This window comes from Echinicola jeungdonensis (assembly GCF_030409905.1).
In the GTDB taxonomy this organism is placed as follows: domain Bacteria; phylum Bacteroidota; class Bacteroidia; order Cytophagales; family Cyclobacteriaceae; genus Echinicola; species Echinicola jeungdonensis.
Window position 1 is genome coordinate 1 of sequence record NZ_JAUFQT010000005.1, and the last position, 18,941, is coordinate 18,941.

Genomic DNA, 18,941 nt, shown 5'->3' on the forward strand with positions numbered 1-18,941 from the left:
TTACCATTCGACTACCAATCTTTTCCTGATAACTGTTATCATGCGCTCAACGCTTAACAATTAACATTTAACCCTTAACCTTCCAATCCCCAAGTGACAAAAATCAGCCGATACCAGCGATATACCTTATAAGTTTTTATTTCTTTTCCTTCGATATTCAATAGTAGTCAATATCCACTCAAATCATATTAGGCTTATCCTTTTTCCACTTTTAGTGAGTGGCAAAAGGCGGCCCGGATCATTTGTGGTGGCTGAAATAATATCGAAAATGGACCAAGAAAGCAAAAAGAGTTTTACAATACCTTTTTCCCAGACCAACCTGAAAATGGTGGCCGAAGTGGGCGGAAAAAATGCTTCTCTGGGTGAAATGATCAGCCAGTTACACCTTTTGGGGATTCAGGTTCCTGATGGTTTTGCTGTGACGGCAGCTGCATATCGTTATTTTTTATCAGCCAATCATTTGGGTGAAAAACTGGTTGCCATTTTGGAAGGTCTGGACAACAAAAACCTGGAAAATTTGGGAGATGTTGGGCTCAATGCAGAAACTTAATAAAAAATGCTCCTATTCCAAAGCCTGGGAACAAGCCATATTACAGGAATACCGCAAATTTTTTGGAGCTGATGCTGGGGAGGTTTCTGTAGCTGTGCGTAGTAGTGCTACTGCAGAAGACCTCCCAATGCAAGTTTTGCTGGACAACATGATTCATTTTAAATATCCAAGGTGAGGCCTCCCTTCTTAGGGCTTGCCAGCAATGTTACCTATCCTTATTTAATGATCGAGCCATCAAATACCGGGTGGATCATGGTTTTGACCATATGGAGGTAGCCTTGAGTATTGGGGTGCAAAGAATGGTCAGAAGCGATCTTGGTTGTGCAGGAGTGGCCTTTACTTTGGACCCTGAAACTGGGCATGAAAATATTATTTACATTACCGGGGCATGGGGATTGGGCGAAAATGTGGTCCAGGGAGCTGTCAACCCAGATGAATATTACTTTTTTAAAAAAGCAGTTCGGAAGAGAAATATAGTTTGATCTACCGGAAACTGGGTGCCAAAGAAAACCGGATGATTTATGCCAAGGAACAAAATCCACTGAGAACAACCATTAACATTGAAACCCAACTGCTCTTAGGGATGCATGGACCTTGAGTGATAAAGATGCCATGACCTTGGCCAATTGGTGCCTTCAGATCGAGGACCATTATCAGGTGGCCATGGATATCGAATGGGCAATAGATGGTGAAACCAAGAATTGTTTATTGTCCAGGCCAGGCCGGAGACCGTGCATCCCAAGTCCAAAAAAGAAACGGTTAAGGAATATCACTTGCTGGAAAGTCCCAATCCAATTTGTACGGGAAAAGCAGTTGGCAGGGCTATAGTAAGTGGAAGAGTGAAAGTAATGAATTCCCTGGCAGATGCCCCAAAATTGGAAAAGGGAGATATCATCGTGGCGGATATTACCAACCCTGATTGGAATGCTCTTTTGCGGAAAGCGGTTTGTATTGTGACCAATAAGGGGGGGAGGACCAGCCATGCGGCCATTGTGGCCAGGGAATTGGGGATCATCGCCCTTGTAGGTCAGAAAATGCCACACAGGTTTTAAAGGATGGCCAGGTCATCACGGTATACTGTGGGGATGGGGATTTGGGCCATGCTTACAAAGGGAAATTAGATTGGGAAGAAAAAGAAATTCCTCTAAAAACTTTCCCGAAAACCAAAACCAAGCCCATGTTTATCCTGGCTGACCCTGACCAGGCATTGCCTCTTTCCCGGTATCCCAATCAAGGAGTGGGGCTGATGCGGATGGAATTTATAGTGGCCAATCAGATCAAAGTCCACCCTATGGCCCTGATGAAATTCAAGGGGTTGGCAGCCACTGAGGTAGGGAAAGAAATTGCTGCTCTGACCAGGCATTACCCAGACAAAAAAGAGTATTTTGTCCGGAACCTGGCAGAAGCTCTTTCTTTTGTGGCAGCTGCCTTTTATCCAAAAGATGTGATCATCCGCATGAGCGATTTTAAAACTAATGAATACGCCAAACTCTTGGGGGAAGTGGTTTTGAGCCCAAAGAAGAAAACCCCATGCTTGGGTTTAGGGGGGCATCCAGATATTATAATGATCGTTACAAAGAGGCTTTTGGATTGGAGTGTGCAGCCATCAAAAGGGTTAGGGAGAAAATGGGCCTAACCAACGTAAAAGTGATGATCCCTTTCTGCCGTACTGTGAGGAAGGGAAAAAGGTCTTGGATGTCATGGGAAGTTTGGTTTGGCTAAAGGCGAAAATGGTCTGGAAGTGTATGTGATGACCGAAATCCCCAATAATGTTATTCTGGCAGATCAATATGCTAAAATATTTGATGGATTTTCCATTGGTTCTAATGACCTTACCCAGCTGACTTTGGGAATAGACCGGGATTCAGCCATTATCAGTGATTTGTTTGATGAAAACAACGATGGTGTTAAATCCATGGTGAAGATGGCCATAGAGTCGGCAAAAAAATCAGGACGAATTATTGGATTTTGTGGCCAGGCCCCAAGTGATTTTCCGGAATTTTCCAGGTTCCTCGTCGAATTGGGAATTGACAGCATTTCCTTTACCCTGATGCTTTGATCAGAGGCTGGGAAAATATTTCCTTGGCAGAGAGCAAGTTGAAAGCTCCGGAAAAGGGAGTGGTGGATTGAGGCATGAGCTCAAATAATTGTAACCCAATAAATATTGTGAAGTGATGAAAAAAATTGTGGTACCTATTGACTTTAGCCAGTTTTCAGAAAATGCCCTACTCAGTGCTATCAAAATAGCAGAAACTGGAAATATGGACATCCATTGCATCAATGTGGTGGAAACAGATTTGGATTGGAAACATTTGACCGAAAAAGAAAAAGCGAATCATCCGGATATCCAGGACCTTGAGGATGAGGCAAACCGGAAACTAAATGAATTTGTGGATTCCCATAAGGCCAAATATATGGACATGATAGCTGTGGTTCGAACAGGCGTAGTGGCGGAGGAAATTGTTCATTATTCAGATGAAATTGCTGCTGATTTGGTAGTGGTTGGGGCTTATGGCAAAGGGTATGAAGAGGGGAAGTTTATAGGATCTGATTTCCAGAAAGTTCTTCGAAAAGCTTCTGGGCCTGTATTGGCCATCAAAAAAGCTTTCGAGGATAGTGAATTTATGGAAATGGTTTTTGCTTCCCGTTTGATGATGATAGTTGGCCGGTATTTTTAAAAATGCGTCCCCTGATAAAGGCATTGGATGCTAAGGTCCATTTTCTATACGTCAATACTCCGGATCATTTCACCCCAGAGGATGAAGCCGAAAAACAGATGGGAAATTTGCGGAAGGTCAAGATGATATAAAGATAGAGAAACATATACATGATTTTGCCGAGGTGGAAAAAGGCATTATTGACTTTTCTGAAAATAAAAATATTGGGATCATTGGGATTGCCTCCCATCACCGGAAAAAGCCAGGAGTTATCAAATTGGAGTGACAGAAACGGTTCTTTTTAAAACCTCCATTCCCGTGTTAAGCATCAAATTATAAATGCGGAATAAAGTAATGGGGCCCCAATCTCTAAGAGAAGTTACCTTCCCGGGGCTTTTCTCGATAATTACGGGAAAGTAAAAAGGTGTTTTGAGAATTCTTTTCTGTGAATTTTCCTTCAGGTGAGTGAGATTGGAATAAAAACCACCAAAGGCAAGAAAACTGATGATCAGGGCCTATGATTTTTGAATCATTAAATAAAAATATCATGCAAGAGGAATTTAAGAAAAGGTTGCCCTGGTTACAGGTGGGAGTTTTGGAATTGGAAAAGCGACAGCAATTACTTTGTCTAAAAAATGTGCAAAAATAGTAGTAGCGGATTGTATCAGGGATGAGGAAACGGTGGATTTGATCCAATCGGCAGGTGGTGAGGCTATTTTTGTGAAATGTGATGTTTCAGACCCAAAAGATGTGGAAAAATTAATGGGAAAATAAAAAAGTCATATAAACGATTGGATTTAGCGGTCAACAATGCAGGGATTGAAGGGGAACAGGGCATTACTGCTGAATGTACATTGGAGAATTGGGATAGGACCGTTGATGTAAATTTAAAAGGAATCTGGCTATGTATGAAATATGAAATTCCTTTAATGTTAAGGCAAAATAAGGGTGCAATTGTCAACACTGCCTCTGTTGCCGGGTTGGTGGGATTCCCAGGCTTGCCTGCTTATGTGGCCTCTAAACATGGCATCATTGGTCTTACAAAAACTGCTGCCTTGGAATATGTAAAAAAAATATACGTGTCAATGCAGTATGCCCGGGGGTGATCCATACCCCCATGATTGACCGGTTTACAGGGAAAGATAAAGTTGCAGAAAAGCAATTTGAGGATATGGAACCTATTGGCCGGATGGGAAAACCGGAAGAAGTAGCACTGGCCATTTGCTGGTTGCTATCAGACGAAGCTTCCTTTGTGACCGGGGATGCCATGGCCGTGGATGGGGGTTGGATAGCACAGTAAGGATTTAATGTTGAAATGTATTATTGTTGAACTGTTGAATAGAGTTCCATTGGCGAGCAACTGCCCACACTATTCGGTGATATATTTGAATCATAATTCAAAAATAAAAAGCAAAGGTGCAAATCGGTTAACAATTAACATTTAACCCATATTCCAAAATAATAATTTTTCAAATCTCATATCCCGAATATTAAGCTACCTATTTAGCTTTTTTTTCCAAATACGGGACTGCCATGCCCTCCCATGGTCGTCCCCGCAGTGACGTTTTGCTTTAGACTTTCGGCCTTCGCCTTTCGGCATTCAATTCTTGTTAACCGTAATATAGTTAACCGTGCTTCCAACGATTAACAATTAGCATTTAACCCTTGAAATTTCCTCCCGGATCCCAATATTCAGTTATCCAGTTAACCAAATACACAATTCAACAATTTTTCAATCCTTGAAATAACATCAATCCTGATGCAAAGCTGATTTCCCTCATTGTTAGAGGGGGAGGAGGTGCTTATTTTAATTGAGGAAAAAAATGAAGAGCCATGCAAAATATCACCACATTAACCCATTTGTTTATAGAACAAGCAAGGGAAATTTACGATGCTGAAGTACAGCAGCTGGAAGTGATAAAAGAGATTCTCCCTAAAATAAATTCCCCGGAATTAAAACAATTGGTTACCCACCATATTGACCAGATAAAGCTTCAAAAGGAAAGGCTGGAAAAAGTATTTGCTGAAGAGGATGAGTTATCCTCCGGAGAACAAAACCAAGTTATGGCCGCATTAATCAAGGAGCTGATCGAAATCATGAATAGAAGTGCAGACAGCAAGGTAAGGGATGCAGGTCTTATTGGTTCCCTTCAACAAATCAAGCATTTTGAAATGGCTGCCTATGGGACATTATGTGCTTTCGCCAAAACCCTGAAAAAAATAGAGGAGGCAAATGCACTGCACCATAACTTGGAAGAAGAAAAAGGAATGGATGCTCAATTGAGCCATTTGGCCAGAAATACCATCAATAAAGAAGCTTTATCTACTTTGATTTTGTAGAACAAAAAGTTTGGGCGATTTAATAACTAAATAAGACCATGGGTCACATAGGGGATTTACAACTTTGAAGCAGCAAGAAAATCATTTCAATTTACCAGTTAACCACATAAACGGTTAAACGCCGTTTCCAAATGTGAGACTGCCACGTCCTCCCTATGGTCGTCCTCGCCTACCTACGGCAGGCAAGCAGTGACGTTTTCCTTTCGGCATTCCATTCATGATTACCGTTAAAACTGTTAATCCTGCGCCCAACGCTTAACTTTTAACCTTGACCGCTAATATTTCCTCCCGAAACCCAATTATCCAATCCCGAATCTTCAGTTAACCAATTAACCAATCCGGAGGACTTTAGCTCCATGGATCTTTTGGTTTTTCATTTCCAGAAGGGCTTTATTGGCATCTTCCAAGGGGTATTCCTGGTAGTCTGGCAGAATCTGGGCTTTGGCAGCCAAATCTAAAAACTCTCTTACATCCCTTGCAGTAATATGGCTACGCTTTTAATTTCCTTTTCCAACCACAGGTGGTTGGGTAGGAAAGTTTTGGAGATAGTCCTTGTCAACATTCTCTTTTCTGATGGCGTTAATAACCAATCTTCCACCTTTATTTAAATTGTTAAGAGCTTCAACTACAGGTTTCCATACCGGAGTGGTGTCGATGATCGCATCCAATTTTTCGGGAGCTTTCTCTTCTGTATCCCCTGCCCACACCGCACCCAATTCCAGGGCAAAATCCCTTTCGTTTTTACTCCGGGCAAAGATAAAAACCTTGGAATTGGGGTAACGGTAACGAATCATTTTCAATACCAAATGGGCGGAGGCTCCAAAGCCTGTCAAGCCAAGGTTTTGCCCATTATTAAGGCCCGTCAATACCATGGAGCGGTACCCGATGGCCCCAGCACAAAGGAGAGGAGCTGCAGCTGCATCAGAGAAAAACGTAGGTATAGGATGGACAAAACGCTCCTTTGCCGTCATAAAATCAGCATATCCTCCATTGACATCCCTGCCGGTGGCTTGAAACTGATCACACAAATTTTCCTGCCCCGATCGGCAAAACTGGCATTTCCCACAGGCGGAAAAAATCCATGCTACTCCAACCCGGTCTCCAACCTTTACCTTAGTAACCTCACCCCGACCTTTTCAACATATCCTACTGCTTGATGCCCCAAAACCACAGGCAATTTGGGTGTGGAGTCCTTCCTTCAATTTCATCCAATTCGGTATGGCAAACCCCACAAACATTAACCCTAATCAGCACCTCATCTGCTTTTGGGACAGGTTTTGGAATATCTCTTAATTCCAATGGATGGGATTGGTCAGAGAGATTTACAATTTTGTGAAGAACCATGGCTTTCATATGTAGAGGGCTTTTATTAGAAATTTTTAAATGTGATATCGCTAATAGGGCAACTTTTCCACAAATTTACGGGCCATTTCCAGGTATTTTTCTCCCAGTTTGCCCCATTTTGGATCGTTTTTGTATTTTTCTTCCTTCAAGTGCCAGAGGGAAAATTTTGCACGGAAGAGGGCTTGTTTACATTTATAAAACAGGATGAGGGTATCAGGTATCTTATCATTGGCTAATTGTTTATAAATTTTGATAAAATAGGCTCCTGTTGGTTCACTGTCCAACATTTCACAGCCAAGGGCCAGATAGGACAATTCTTCTGCTATGTCCATTATTTTAAGGTTACCTCAAACTCCAGGCAATCAATAAAAACTGGGGGATCGGAAAGACAAACATGCTCTGGCTTGAGGTCTCCATGGGCTTCAATGATTTTTCCTGAATTGATTCTTTGTTCGAACATTTCCCCATTTTCTTTCATGAACCGAAGAAGGGTGACGGTTATATATAATATGAGGTCTGGAGGCATTCCATATTCCTGGGACAAAAGTTCTTTTTTGACTTTTAGAATCTCATCGGCCAGATAGGTCTGGTGTCTATGGTAGTCCCATTCTGCAGAAGGCTGTCTCCTGTAATATTCTGCCAAGGCAACTGCTGCTCTCCTAATATCAGGAAAGTGAAGGCATCGATGTTTAAGGGCCCAATCTAACATGCTGTCTTCAGGTAATCTTTTCATTTTGATCAACCAATCCACCGGTTTGCCCTTTCCTCCAATCTTTAATTTTCCTGTCTCCAATATATTGACTGGTGTCAAGCCAATATACACCTTTTCTGCCATGGCTTTATTGAGGCGGATTTCATCCGGCAATTCCTGTATCGTATTTCTGGAAGCCTTAGGTCCAGCGAATTCCATATCACTGTTTTTTTAGCTTGTAAGCATAATTATCTGTTAGGAATACCCAAGACATATGAGTTTCAATCACTTCCAATTCATCAGGACTATCTGGATAATTTTCCTTGATTTTAAAAAATTCACCACCTCTTCAGTGGTAGTGGAATGGGAGGTAGGGCTTGCTTTGCTATTCATGACCTAGTAGTTCTACTATGGAATCTCCAGTATGCATACAAAGTATGGCTTTTGCCAATAGGGTTGATATGCTGATGACATGGATTTTCTTTTGGACAAATGTAGGGTCCAGGTTTAAATGGGGAATGGAATCGGTAATCACGATTTCCTCAAATGCAGGTTGGTCCAAATTGTGCTGGGCATCTTGGGAAAAGGTGCCGTGAGTTGCAACCGCATAAATAGCTTTTGCTCCCCTTTGTTGACAAGCTTCCGCTGCCCGTAACAATGTCCCTCCTGAACCGATCAAATCATCAATCAGAATGATGGATTTACCTTCCAGTTCACCGGTCACCTTATCCCCTTTGACAATACCTTTGCTTCTTGATTTTTCCATCAATCCAAAACCTATCTCATTTTTCAATTCTTTTTCCAAAGATTCTCGGAATTGTTCTGCCCGCTTGGCACCTCCAAAATCGGGAGACATGACCAAAATAGATTCTCCCCTTAACTTGTGGGCAAAATACTTAACAAATAGATTTTTAGCTTCTAAATGCTCAGTAAGACAGTGGTAACTGTTTTGAAAAGCCTGTAAGTTATGGACATCCATGGTCATTATGGCATCGATCTTCATAGCATCAAAAAGCCTTGCTAGATACTTGGTGGTTACCGGATCCCGGGCTTTTGTTTTCCGGTCTTTTCTGGAATAACAAAGGTAAGGGGCTACCACGGTGATTCTACCAGCTGTTGCATCCCTCAGGGCACCCAGGAAAAAAAATAAACGGCAAAGTTTGTCATTGACACTATCCATTCTATCCCCATATAGGGAACTGATCACAAAAACATCCCTGTTGCGCACATTGACCAAGGGACGGATTTTGTGTTCTCCTCCTTCAAACCTCCTGAATTCATATTCTCCTAAGTAAATATTCATGTGGTCGGCAATTTGTTTGCCCAAAGATTGTCCTTGTTCCAAATCAAAAATGATCATTTCCTCCATCATGCGGGAATATTTTGATTAAAATAGGGCGTTATAATCGTCTGAATGGTTTGAGGTGAAATAGGTGGAGTTAGTGGTTATTGGTTTGGTTTTTATTGCTTTATACAATATAAAGAATTGTTGACAGAAATCATTAATAAAAGAATTCATGATCCAGAGTTGAGTTTTATAAACCTCCAAAAAAGGTTAAAGTGAAATTCCGATGGCTTTTTTATTGATTTCTCTTTCTGCCAGTTCAGAAAATTGGTTGTCCAGTGATTTAATATCTTCCAATTGTTTATGAAGTATGGAAGCCCATTTGGAGGAGTCAAGTTCGATGGCATAGGAGGATAATGTGCCTAATAAATTGATTTTGTGTCGGATGAACTTTTGGAGCGTATTGATGAGGACTACATCCCTTAGTGAAGGATCGTTACAATAGTCCATCAACCGTCTGGATTTTTTCCATATCAACTGTCCTTGTTGATCTGCATCCCCATTGGTTTCCATTTTAAGTTGGTCCATGACTTCATCCAATTGGATTAAGTCATGGACCAACTTAAAATGGAAACCAATGGGGATGCAGATCAACAAGGACAGTTGATATGGAAAAAATCCAGACGGTTGATGGACTATTGTAACGATCCTTCACTAAGGGATGTAGTCCTCATCAATACGCTCCAAAAGTTCATCCGACACAAAATCAATTTATTAGGCACATTATCCTCCTATGCCATCGAACTTGACTCCTCCAAATGGGCTTCCATACTTCATAAACAATTGGAAGATATTAAATCACTGGACAACCAATTTTCTGAACTGGCAGAAAGAGAAATCAATAAAAAAAGCCATCGGAATTTCACTTTAACCTTTTTTGGAGGTTTATAAAACTCAACTCTGGATCATGAATTCTTTTATTAATGATTTCTGTCAACAATTCTTTATATTGTATAAAGCAATAAAAACCAAACCAATAACCACTAACTCCACCTATTTCACCTCAAACCATTCAGACGATTATAACGCCCTATTTTAATCAAAATATTCCCGGCATGATGGAGGAAATGATCATTTTGATTTGGAACAAGGACAATCTTTGGGCAAACAAATTGCCGACCACATGAATATTTACTTAGGAGAATATGAATTCAGGAGGTTTGAAGGAGGAGAACACAAAATCCGTCCCTTGGTCAATGTGCGCAACAGGGATGTTTTTGTGATCAGTTCCCTATATGGGGATAGAATGGATAGTGTCAATGACAAACTTTGCCGTTTATTTTTTTCCTGGGTGCCCTGAGGGATGCAACAGCTGGTAGAATCACCGTGGTAGCCCCTTACCTTTGTTATTCCAGAAAAGACCGGAAAACAAAAGCCCGGGATCCGGTAACCACCAAGTATCTAGCAAGGCTTTTTGATGCTATGAAGATCGATGCCATAATGACCATGGATGTCCATAACTTACAGGCTTTTCAAAACAGTTACCACTGTCTTACTGAGCATTTAGAAGCTAAAAATCTATTTGTTAAGTATTTTGCCCACAAGTTAAGGGGAGAATCTATTTTGGTCATGTCTCCCGATTTTGGAGGTGCCAAGCGGGCAGAACAATTCCGAGAATCTTTGGAAAAAGAATTGAAAAATGAGATAGGTTTTGGATTGATGGAAAAATCAAGAAGCAAAGGTATTGTCAAAGGGGATAAGGTGACCGGTGAACTGGAAGGTAAATCCATCATTCTGATTGATGATTTGATCGGTTCAGGAGGGACATTGTTACGGGCAGCGGAAGCTTGTCAACAAAGGGGAGCAAAAGCTATTTATGCGGTTGCAACTCACGGCACCTTTCCCAAGATGCCCAGCACAATTTGGACCAACCTGCATTTGAGGAAATCGTGATTACCGATTCCATTCCCCATTTAAACCTGGACCCTACATTTGTCCAAAAGAAAATCCATGTCATCAGCATATCAACCCTATTGGCAAAAGCCATACTTTGTATGCATACTGGAGATTCCATAGTAGAACTACTAGGTCATGAATAGCAAAGCAAGCCCTACCTCCCATTCCACTACCACTGAAGAGGTGGTGAATTTTTTAAAAATCAAGGAAAATTATCCAGATAGTCCTGATGAATTGGAAGTGATTGAAACTCATATGTCTTGGGTATTCCTAACAGATAATTATGCTTACAAGCTAAAAAAACAAGTGATATGGAATTCGCTGGACCTAAGGCTTCCAGAAATACGATACAGGAATTGCCGGGATGAAATCCGCCTCAATAAAGCCATGGCAGAAAAGGTGTATATTGGCTTGACACCAGTCAATATATTGGAGACAGGAAAATTAAAGATTGGAGGAAAGGGCAAACCGGTGGATTGGTTGATCAAAATGAAAAGATTACCTGAAGACAGCATGTTAGATTGGGCCCTTAAACATCGATGCCTTCACTTTCCTGATATTAGGAGAGCAGCAGTTGCCTTGGCAGAATATTACAGGAGACAGCCTTCTGCAGAATGGGACTACCATAGACACCAGACCTATCTGGCCGATGAGATTCTAAAAGTCAAAAAAGAACTTTTGTCCCAGGAATATGGAATGCCTCCAGACCTCATATTATATATAACCGTCACCCTTCTTCGGTTCATGAAAGAAAATGGGGAAATGTTCGAACAAAGAATCAATTCAGGAAAAATCATTGAAGCCCATGGAGACCTCAAGCCAGAGCATGTTTGTCTTTCCGATCCCCCAGTTTTTATTGATTGCCTGGAGTTTGAGGTAACCTTAAAAATAATGGACATAGCAGAAGAATTGTCCTATCTGGCCCTTGGCTGTGAAATGTTGGACAGTGAACCAACAGGAGCCTATTTTATCAAAATTTATAAACAATTAGCCAATGATAAGATACCTGATACCCTCATCCTGTTTTATAAATGTAAACAAGCCCTCTTCCGTGCAAATTTTCCCTCTGGCACTTGAAGGAAGAAAAATACAAAAACGATCCAAAATGGGGCAAACTGGGAGAAAAATACCTGGAAATGGCCCGTAAATTTGTGGAAAAGTTGCCCTATTAGCGATATCACATTTAAAAATTTCTAATAAAAGCCCTCTACATATGAAAGCCATGGTTCTTCACAAAATTGTAAATCTCTCTGACCAATCCCATCCATTGGAATTAAGAGATATTCCAAAACCTGTCCCAAAAGCAGATGAGGTGCTGATTAGGGTTAATGTTTGTGGGGTTTGCCATACCGAATGGATGAAATTGAAGGAAGGACTCCACCACCAAATTGCCTGTGGTTTTGGGGCATCAAGCAGTAGGATATGTTGAAAAGGTCGGGGGTGAGGTTACTAAGGTAAAGGTTGGAGACCGGGTTGGAGTAGCATGGATTTTTTCCGCCTGTGGGAAATGCCAGTTTTGCCGATCGGGGCAGGAAAATTTGTGTGATCAGTTTCAAGCCACCGGCAGGATGTCAATGGAGGATATGCTGATTTTATGACGGCAAAGGAGCGTTTTGTCCATCCTATACCTACGTTTTTCTCTGATGCAGCTGCAGCTCCTCTCCTTTGTGCTGGGGCCATCGGGTACCGCTCCATGGTATTGACGGGCCTTAATAATGGGCAAAACCTTGGCTTGACAGGCTTTGGAGCCTCCGCCCATTTGGTATTGAAAATGATTCGTTACCGTTACCCCAATTCCAAGGTTTTTATCTTTGCCCGGAGTAAAAACGAAAGGGATTTTGCCCTGGAATTGGGTGCGGTGTGGGCAGGGGATACAGAAGAGAAAGCTCCCGAAAAATTGGATGCGATCATCGACACCACTCCGGTATGGAAACCTGTAGTTGAAGCTCTTAACAATTTAAATAAAGGTGGAAGATTGGTTATTAACGCCATCAGAAAAGAGAATGTTGACAAGGACTATCTCCAAAAACTTTCCTACCCCAACCACCTGTGGTTGGAAAAGGAAATTAAAAGCGTAGCCAATATTACTGCAAGGGATGTAAGAGAGTTTTAGATTTGGCTGCCAAAGCCCAGATTCTGCCAGACTACCAGGAATACCCCTTGGAAGATGCCAATAAAGCCCTTCTGGAAATGAAAAACCAAAAGATCCATGGAGCTAAAGTCCTCGGATTGGTTAATTGGTTAACTGAAGATTCGGGATTGGATAATTGGGTTTCGGGAGGAAATATTAGCGGTCAAGGTTAAAAGTTAAGCGTTGGGCGCAGGATTAACAGTTTTAACGGTAATCATGAATGGAATGCCGAAAGGAAAACGTCACTGCTTGCCTGCCGTAGGTAGGCGAGGACGACCATAGGGAGGACGTGGCAGTCTCACATTTGGAAACGGCGTTTAACCGTTTATGTGGTTAACTGGTAAATTGAAATGATTTTCTTGCTGCTTCAAAGTTGTAAATCCCCTATGTGACCCATGGTCTTATTTAGTTATTAAATCGCCCAAACTTTTTGTTCTACAAAATCAAAGTAGATAAAGCTTCTTTATTGATGGTATTTCTGGCCAAATGGCTCAATTGAGCATCCATTCCTTTTTCTTCTTCCAAGTTATGGTGCAGTGCATTTGCCTCCTCTATTTTTTTCAGGGTTTTGGCGAAAGCACATAATGTCCCATAGGCAGCCATTTCAAAATGCTTGATTTGTTGAAGGGAACCAATAAGACCTGCATCCCTTACCTTGCTGTCTGCACTTCTATTCATGATTTCGATCAGCTCCTTGATTAATGCGGCCATAACTTGGTTTTGTTCTCCGGAGGATAACTCATCCTCTTCAGCAAATACTTTTTCCAGCCTTTCCTTTTGAAGCTTTATCTGGTCAATATGGTGGGTAACCAATTGTTTTAATTCCGGGGAATTTATTTTAGGGAGAATCTCTTTTATCACTTCCAGCTGCTGTACTTCAGCATCGTAAATTTCCCTTGCTTGTTCTATAAACAAATGGGTTAATGTGGTGATATTTTGCATGGCTCTTCATTTTTTTCCTCAATTAAAATAAGCACCTCCTCCCCCTCTAACAATGAGGGAAATCAGCTTTGCATCAGGATTGATGTTATTTCAAGGATTGAAAAATTGTTGAATTGTGTATTTGGTTAACTGGATAACTGAATATTGGGATCGGGAGGAAATTTCAAGGGTTAAATGCTAATTGTTAATCGTTGGAAGCACGGTTAACTATATTACGGTTAACAAGAATTGAATGCCGAAAGGCGAAGGCCGAAAGTCTAAAGCAAAACGTCACTGCGGGGACGACCATGGGGAGGGCATGGCAGTCCCGTATTTGGAAAAAAAAAGCTAAATAGGTAGCTTAATATTCGGGATATGAGATTTGAAAAATTATTATTTTGGAATATGGGTTAAATGTTAATTGTTAACCGATTTGCACCTTTGCTTTTTATTTTGAATTATGATTCAAATATATCACCGAATAGTGTGGGCAGTTGCTCGCCAATGGAACTCTATTCAACAGTTCAACAATAATACATTTCAACATTAAATCCTTACTGTGCTATCCAACCCCCATCCACGGCCATGGCATCCCCGGTCACAAAGGAAGCTTCGTCTGATAGCAACCAGCAAATGGCCAGTGCTACTTCTTCCGGTTTTCCCATCCGGCCAATAGGTTCCATATCCTCAAATTGCTTTTCTGCAACTTTATCTTTCCCTGTAAACCGGTCAATCATGGGGGTATGGATCACCCCCGGGCATACTGCATTGACACGTATATTTTGTTTACATATTCCAAGGCAGCAGTTTTTGTAAGACCAATGATGCCATGTTTAGAGGCCACATAAGCAGGCAAGCCTGGGAATCCCACCAACCCGGCAACAGAGGCAGTGTTGACAATTGCACCCTTATTTTGCCTTAACATTAAAGGAATTTCATATTTCATACATAGCCAGATTCCTTTTAAATTTACATCAACGGTCCTATCCCAATTCTCCAATGTACATTCAGCAGTAATGCCCTGTTCCCCTTCAATCCCTGCATTGTTGACCGCTAAATCCAATCGTTTATATGACTTTTTTATTTTCCCATTAATTTTTCCACATCTTTTGGGTCTGAAACATCACATTTCACAAAAATAGCCTCACCACCTGCCGATTGGATCAAATCCACGTTTCCTCATCCCTGATACAATCCGCTACTACTATTTTTGCACATTTTTTAGACAAAGTAATTGCTGTCGCTTTTCCAATTCCAAAACTCCCACCTGTAACCAGGGCAACCTTTTCTTTAAATTCCTCTTGCATGATATTTTTATTTAATGATTCAAAAATCATAGGCCCTGATCATCAGTTTTCTTGCCTTTGGTGGGTTTTTATTCCAATCTCACTCACCTGAAGGAAAATTCACAGAAAAGAATTCTCAAAAACACCTTTTTACTTTCCCGTAATTATCGAGAAAAGCCCCGGAAGGTAACTTCTCTTAGAGATTGGGGCCCCATTACTTTATTCCGCATTTATAATTTGATGCTTAACACGGGAATGGAGGTTTTAAAAGAACCGTTTCTGTCACTCCAATTTGATAACTCCTGGCTTTTTCCCGGTGATGGGAGGCAATCCAATGATCCCAATATTTTTATTTTCAGAAAAGTCAATAATGCCTTTTTCCACCTCGGCAAAATCATGTATATGTTTCTCTATCTTTATATCATCTTGACCTTCCGCAAATTTCCCCATCTGTTTTTCGGCTTCATCCTCTGGGGTGAAATGATCCGGAGTATTGACGTATAGAAAATGGACCTTAGCATCCAATGCCTTTATCAGGGGACGCATTTTTAAAAATACCGGCCAACTATCATCATCAAACCGGGAAGCAAAAACCATTTCCATAAATTCACTATCCTCGAAAGCTTTTTTGATGGCCAATACAGGCCCAGAAGCTTTTCGAAGAACTTTCTGGAAATCAGATCCTATAAACTTCCCCTCTTCATACCCTTTGCCATAAGCCCCAACCACTACCAAATCAGCAGCAATTTCATCTGAATAATGAACAATTTCCTCCGCCACTACGCCTGTTCGAACCACAGCTATCATGTCCATATATTTGGCCTTATGGGAATCCACAAATTCATTTAGTTTCCGGTTTGCCTCATCCTCAAGGTCCTGGATATCCGGATGATTCGCTTTTTCTTTTTCGGTCAAATGTTTCCAATCCAAATCTGTTTCCACCACATTGATGCAATGGATGTCCATATTTCCAGTTTCTGCTATTTGATAGCACTGAGTAGGGCATTTTCTGAAAACTGGCTAAAGTCAATAGGTACCACAATTTTTTTCATCACTTCACAATATTATTGGGTTACAATTATTTGAGCTCATGCCTCAATCCACCACTCCCTTTTCCGGAGCTTTCAACTTGCTCTCTGCCAAGGAAATATTTTCCCAGCCTCTGATCAAAGCATCAGGGGTAAAGGAAATGCTGTCAATTCCCAATTCGACGAGGAACCTGGAAAATTCCGGAAAATCACTTGGGGCCTGGCCACAAAATCCAATAATTCGTCCTGATTTTTTTGCCGACTCTATGGCCATCTTCACCATGGATTTAACACCATCGTTGTTTTCATCAAACAAATCACTGATAATGGCTGAATCCCGGTCTATTCCCAAAGTCAGCTGGGTAAGGTCATTAGAACCAATGGAAAATCCATCAAATATTTTAGCATATTGATCTGCCAGAATAACATTATTGGGGATTTCGGTCATCACATACACTTCCAGACCATTTTCGCCTTTAGCCAAACCAAAACTTCCCATGACATCCAAGACCTTTTTCCCTTCCTCAACAGTACGGCAGAAAGGGATCATCACTTTTACGTTGGTTAGGCCCATTTTCTCCCTAACCCTTTTGATGGCTGCACACTCCAATCCAAAAGCCTCTTTGTAACGATCATTATAATATCTGGATGCCCCCCTAAACCCAAGCATGGGGTTTTCTTCTTTGGGCTCAAAACCACTTCCCCCAAGAGTTGGGCGTATTCATTAGTTTTAAAATCGCTCATGCGGATGATCACATCTTTTGGATAAAAGGCAGCTGCCACAAAAGAAAGAGCTTCTGCCAGGTTCCGGACAAAATACTCTTTTTTGTCTGGGTAATGCCTGGTCAGAGCAGCAATTTCTTTCCCTACCTCAGTGGCTGCCAACCCCTTGAATTTCATCAGGGCCATAGGGTGGACTTTGATCTGATTGGCCACTATAAATTCCATCCGCATCAGCCCCACTCCTTGATTGGGATACCGGGAAAGAGGCAATGCCTGGTCAGGGTCAGCCAGGATAAACATGGGCTTGGTTTTGGTTTTCGGGAAAGTTTTTAGAGGAATTTCTTTTTCTTCCCAATCTAATTTCCCTTTGTAAGCATGGCCCAAATCCCCATCCCCACAGTATACCGTGATGACCTGGCCATCCTTTAAAACCTGTGTGGCATTTTCTGAACCTACAAGGGCGATGATCCCCAATTCCCTGGCCACAATGGCCGCATGGCTGGTCCTCCCCCCCTTATTGGTCACAATACAAACCGCTTTCCGCAAAAGAGCATTCCAATCAGGGTTGGTAATATCCGCCACGATGATATCTCCCTTTCCAATTTTGGGGCATCTGCCAGGAATTCATTACTTTCACTCTTCCACTTACTATAGCCCTGCCAACTGCTTTTCCCGTACAAATTGGATTGGGACTTTCCAGCAAGTGATATTCCTTAACCGTTTCTTTTTGGACTTGGGATGCACGGTCTCCGGCCTGGCCTGGACAATAAACAATTCTTGGGTTTCACCATCTATTGCCCATTCGATATCCATGGCCACCTGATAATGGTCCTCGATCTGAAGGCACCAATTGGCCAAGGTCATGGCATCTTTATCACTCAAGGTCCATGCATCCCTAAGAGCAGTTGGGGTTTCAATGTTAATGGTTGTTCTCAGTGGATTTTGTTCCTTGGCATAAATCATCCGGTTTTCTTTGGCACCCAGTTTCCGGTAGATCAAACTATATTTCTCTTCCCGAACTGCTTTTTAAAAAAGTAATATTCATCTGGGTTGACAGCTCCCTGGACCACATTTTCGCCCAATCCCCATGCCCCGGTAATGTAAATAATATTTTCATGCCCAGTTTCAGGGTCCAAAGTAAAGGCCACTCCTGCACAACCAAGATCGCTTCTGACCATTCTTTGCACCCCAATACTCAAGGCTACCTCCATATGGTCAAAACCATGATCCACCCGGTATTTGATGGCTCGATCATTAAATAAGGATAGGTAACATTGCTGGCAAGCCCTAAGAAGGGAGGCCTCACCTTGGATATTTAAAAATGAATCATGTTGTCCAGCAAAACTTGCATTGGGGAGGTCTTCTGCAGTAGCACTACTACGCACAGCTACAGAAACCTCCCCAGCATCAGCTCCAAAAAATTTGCGGTATTCCTGTAATATGGCTTGTTCCCAGGCTTTGGGAATAGGAGCATTTTTTATTAAGTTTCTGCATTGAGCCCCAACATCTCCCAAATTTTCCAGGTTTTTGTTGTCCAGACCTTCCAAAATGGCAACCAGTTTTTCACCCAAATGATTGGCTGATAAAAAATAACGATATGCAGCTGCCGTCACAGCAAAACCATCAGGAACCTGAATCCCCAAAAGGTGTAACTGGCTGATCATTTCACCCAGAGAAGCATTTTTTCCGCCCACTTCGGCCACCATTTTCAGGTTGGTCTGGGAAAAAGGTATTGTAAAACTCTTTTTGCTTTCTGGTCCATTTTCGATATTATTTCAGCCACCACAAATGATCCGGGCCGCCTTTTGCCACTCACTAAAAGTGGAAAAAGGATAAGCCTAATATGATTTGAGTGGATATTGACTACTATTGAATATCGAAGGAAAAGAAATAAAAACTTATAAGGTATATCGCTGGTATCGGCTGATTTTTGTCACTTGGGGATTGGAAGGTTAAGGGTTAAATGTTAATTGTTAAGCGTTGAGCGCATGATAACAGTTATCAGGAAAAGATTGGTAGTCGAATGGTT

At 41.6% G+C, this 18,941-nt stretch carries 26 protein-coding genes and 5 pseudogenes; 17 read left to right on the forward strand and 14 right to left on the reverse strand.

Annotated features, from left to right (window positions below; genetic code table 11):
* The first annotated feature begins 268 nt into the window (after positions 1 to 268).
* The 10 genes and pseudogenes from QWY93_RS18235 to QWY93_RS18280 all read left to right on the forward strand — a co-directional run bounded on the left by QWY93_RS18235 (position 269) and on the right by QWY93_RS18280 (position 5,547).
* Positions 269 to 550, forward strand: coding sequence for a PEP/pyruvate-binding domain-containing protein (locus QWY93_RS18235; RefSeq protein WP_290249836.1), 282 nt, complete (start codon positions 269 to 271; stop codon positions 548 to 550).
* Positions 537 to 725: a PEP/pyruvate-binding domain-containing protein gene (locus tag QWY93_RS18240; RefSeq protein ID WP_290249837.1), complete on the forward strand. Its 189-nt coding sequence runs from the start codon at positions 537 to 539 to the stop codon at positions 723 to 725. Before QWY93_RS18235 ends, QWY93_RS18240 begins: the two co-directional genes overlap by 14 nt.
* On the forward strand, positions 715 to 1,032 hold the full coding sequence (locus QWY93_RS18245) for a PEP/pyruvate-binding domain-containing protein (protein WP_290249859.1): 318 nt from the start codon (positions 715 to 717) through the stop codon (positions 1,030 to 1,032). Before QWY93_RS18240 ends, QWY93_RS18245 begins: the two co-directional genes overlap by 11 nt.
* 219 nt (positions 1,033 to 1,251) lie before the next feature.
* The gene (locus tag QWY93_RS18250) at positions 1,252 to 1,602 is read left to right on the forward strand and encodes a PEP-utilizing enzyme (protein ID WP_290249838.1); all 351 of its coding nucleotides are present in this window, start codon (positions 1,252 to 1,254) and stop codon (positions 1,600 to 1,602) included.
* Between the two features lie 125 nt (positions 1,603 to 1,727).
* Positions 1,728 to 2,272, forward strand: a pseudogene (locus QWY93_RS18255) (putative PEP-binding protein).
* Complete coding sequence (locus tag QWY93_RS18260) at positions 2,265 to 2,609, forward strand: putative PEP-binding protein (protein ID WP_290249840.1); 345 nt, start codon at positions 2,265 to 2,267, stop codon at positions 2,607 to 2,609. Before QWY93_RS18255 ends, QWY93_RS18260 begins: the two are co-directional and overlap by 8 nt.
* A gap of 115 nt (positions 2,610 to 2,724) precedes the next feature.
* Positions 2,725 to 3,228 carry a universal stress protein gene (locus tag QWY93_RS18265; RefSeq protein ID WP_290249841.1) on the forward strand — a complete coding sequence of 168 codons (504 nt, stop codon included), beginning with the start codon at positions 2,725 to 2,727 and terminating at the stop codon, positions 3,226 to 3,228.
* Positions 3,229 to 3,230: 2 nt separating this feature from the next.
* On the forward strand, positions 3,231 to 3,359 hold the full coding sequence (locus QWY93_RS18270; RefSeq protein ID WP_290249842.1) for a hypothetical protein: 129 nt from the start codon (positions 3,231 to 3,233) through the stop codon (positions 3,357 to 3,359).
* A 472-nt stretch (positions 3,360 to 3,831) separates the two neighbouring features.
* Positions 3,832 to 4,507 (forward strand): annotated as a pseudogene (locus QWY93_RS18275) (SDR family oxidoreductase).
* Positions 4,508 to 5,040: 533 nt separating this feature from the next.
* Positions 5,041 to 5,547, forward strand: coding sequence for a YciE/YciF ferroxidase family protein (locus QWY93_RS18280; RefSeq protein WP_290246513.1), 507 nt, complete (start codon positions 5,041 to 5,043; stop codon positions 5,545 to 5,547).
* A 329-nt stretch (positions 5,548 to 5,876) separates the two neighbouring features.
* Here the strand turns inward: QWY93_RS18280 and QWY93_RS18285 are convergent, their stop codons facing one another.
* The 7 genes from QWY93_RS18285 to QWY93_RS18315 form a co-directional block, all read right to left on the reverse strand.
* Positions 5,877 to 5,999, reverse strand: a complete 123-nt coding sequence (locus QWY93_RS18285; protein WP_290249843.1) for a hypothetical protein — start codon at positions 5,997 to 5,999, stop codon at positions 5,877 to 5,879.
* 45 nt (positions 6,000 to 6,044) lie between these two features.
* Positions 6,045 to 6,626 carry an alcohol dehydrogenase catalytic domain-containing protein gene (locus QWY93_RS18290; protein ID WP_290249860.1) on the reverse strand — a complete coding sequence of 194 codons (582 nt, stop codon included), beginning with the start codon at positions 6,624 to 6,626 and terminating at the stop codon, positions 6,045 to 6,047.
* 67 nt (positions 6,627 to 6,693) lie between these two features.
* Entirely contained in the window at positions 6,694 to 6,900 is a 207-nt protein-coding gene (locus tag QWY93_RS18295; protein WP_290249844.1) for an alcohol dehydrogenase catalytic domain-containing protein, read from the reverse strand.
* A gap of 41 nt (positions 6,901 to 6,941) precedes the next feature.
* A complete protein-coding gene (locus QWY93_RS18300) occupies positions 6,942 to 7,223 on the reverse strand; it encodes a hypothetical protein (RefSeq protein WP_290249845.1) in 282 nt (93 codons plus the stop codon).
* On the reverse strand, positions 7,223 to 7,801 hold the full coding sequence (locus QWY93_RS18305; RefSeq protein WP_290249846.1) for a hypothetical protein: 579 nt from the start codon (positions 7,799 to 7,801) through the stop codon (positions 7,223 to 7,225). The genes QWY93_RS18300 and QWY93_RS18305 overlap by 1 nt, the downstream gene beginning before the upstream one ends.
* 166 nt (positions 7,802 to 7,967) lie before the next feature.
* A complete protein-coding gene (locus tag QWY93_RS18310) occupies positions 7,968 to 8,954 on the reverse strand; it encodes a ribose-phosphate diphosphokinase (RefSeq protein WP_290249847.1) in 987 nt (328 codons plus the stop codon).
* A 183-nt stretch (positions 8,955 to 9,137) separates the two neighbouring features.
* Positions 9,138 to 9,524, reverse strand: coding sequence for a DUF892 family protein (locus QWY93_RS18315; protein ID WP_353959675.1), 387 nt, complete (start codon positions 9,522 to 9,524; stop codon positions 9,138 to 9,140).
* Here QWY93_RS18315 and QWY93_RS18320 point away from each other — a divergent pair.
* From QWY93_RS18320 to QWY93_RS18350, 7 genes and pseudogenes are all read left to right on the forward strand, one after another.
* On the forward strand, positions 9,480 to 9,818 hold the full coding sequence (locus QWY93_RS18320; protein ID WP_290249849.1) for a DUF892 family protein: 339 nt from the start codon (positions 9,480 to 9,482) through the stop codon (positions 9,816 to 9,818). The genes QWY93_RS18315 and QWY93_RS18320 overlap by 45 nt on opposite strands.
* Before the next feature lie 232 nt (positions 9,819 to 10,050).
* Positions 10,051 to 10,966: pseudogene (locus QWY93_RS18325) on the forward strand (ribose-phosphate diphosphokinase).
* Positions 10,959 to 11,900 carry a hypothetical protein gene (locus tag QWY93_RS18330; protein ID WP_290249850.1) on the forward strand — a complete coding sequence of 314 codons (942 nt, stop codon included), beginning with the start codon at positions 10,959 to 10,961 and terminating at the stop codon, positions 11,898 to 11,900. The pseudogene QWY93_RS18325 and the gene QWY93_RS18330 overlap by 8 nt, the downstream one beginning before the upstream one ends.
* Positions 11,901 to 12,036: 136 nt before the next feature.
* Positions 12,037 to 12,252: an MDR/zinc-dependent alcohol dehydrogenase-like family protein gene (locus tag QWY93_RS18335; RefSeq protein WP_290249851.1), complete on the forward strand. Its 216-nt coding sequence runs from the start codon at positions 12,037 to 12,039 to the stop codon at positions 12,250 to 12,252.
* Positions 12,218 to 12,421, forward strand: a complete 204-nt coding sequence (locus QWY93_RS18340) for an alcohol dehydrogenase catalytic domain-containing protein (protein WP_290249852.1) — start codon at positions 12,218 to 12,220, stop codon at positions 12,419 to 12,421. Before QWY93_RS18335 ends, QWY93_RS18340 begins: the two co-directional genes overlap by 35 nt.
* Positions 12,418 to 12,936 (forward strand): MDR/zinc-dependent alcohol dehydrogenase-like family protein, encoded by a 519-nt coding sequence (locus QWY93_RS18345; protein ID WP_290249853.1) that lies wholly within the window; start codon positions 12,418 to 12,420, stop codon positions 12,934 to 12,936. The genes QWY93_RS18340 and QWY93_RS18345 overlap by 4 nt, the downstream gene beginning before the upstream one ends.
* 2 nt (positions 12,937 to 12,938) lie before the next feature.
* The gene (locus QWY93_RS18350; RefSeq protein ID WP_290249854.1) at positions 12,939 to 13,127 is read left to right on the forward strand and encodes a hypothetical protein; all 189 of its coding nucleotides are present in this window, start codon (positions 12,939 to 12,941) and stop codon (positions 13,125 to 13,127) included.
* Between the two features lie 262 nt (positions 13,128 to 13,389).
* Here the strand turns inward: QWY93_RS18350 and QWY93_RS18355 are convergent, their stop codons facing one another.
* From QWY93_RS18355 to QWY93_RS19820, 7 genes and pseudogenes are all read right to left on the reverse strand, one after another.
* Complete coding sequence (locus tag QWY93_RS18355; protein ID WP_290246513.1) at positions 13,390 to 13,896, reverse strand: YciE/YciF ferroxidase family protein; 507 nt, start codon at positions 13,894 to 13,896, stop codon at positions 13,390 to 13,392.
* Between the two features lie 533 nt (positions 13,897 to 14,429).
* Positions 14,430 to 14,938, reverse strand: a pseudogene (locus QWY93_RS19805) (SDR family oxidoreductase).
* A 100-nt stretch (positions 14,939 to 15,038) separates the two neighbouring features.
* A complete protein-coding gene (locus QWY93_RS18370; protein WP_290249857.1) occupies positions 15,039 to 15,212 on the reverse strand; it encodes an SDR family NAD(P)-dependent oxidoreductase in 174 nt (57 codons plus the stop codon).
* A gap of 231 nt (positions 15,213 to 15,443) precedes the next feature.
* A complete protein-coding gene (locus tag QWY93_RS18375; protein ID WP_290249858.1) occupies positions 15,444 to 16,127 on the reverse strand; it encodes a universal stress protein in 684 nt (227 codons plus the stop codon).
* 129 nt (positions 16,128 to 16,256) lie between these two features.
* Positions 16,257 to 17,494, reverse strand: a pseudogene (locus QWY93_RS19810) (putative PEP-binding protein).
* A gap of 66 nt (positions 17,495 to 17,560) precedes the next feature.
* Positions 17,561 to 17,911: a PEP/pyruvate-binding domain-containing protein gene (locus QWY93_RS19815; protein WP_353959676.1), complete on the reverse strand. Its 351-nt coding sequence runs from the start codon at positions 17,909 to 17,911 to the stop codon at positions 17,561 to 17,563.
* On the reverse strand, positions 17,908 to 18,618 hold the full coding sequence (locus QWY93_RS19820; protein ID WP_353959677.1) for a PEP/pyruvate-binding domain-containing protein: 711 nt from the start codon (positions 18,616 to 18,618) through the stop codon (positions 17,908 to 17,910). Before QWY93_RS19820 ends, QWY93_RS19815 begins: the two co-directional genes overlap by 4 nt.
* Positions 18,619 to 18,941 lie beyond the last annotated feature (323 nt).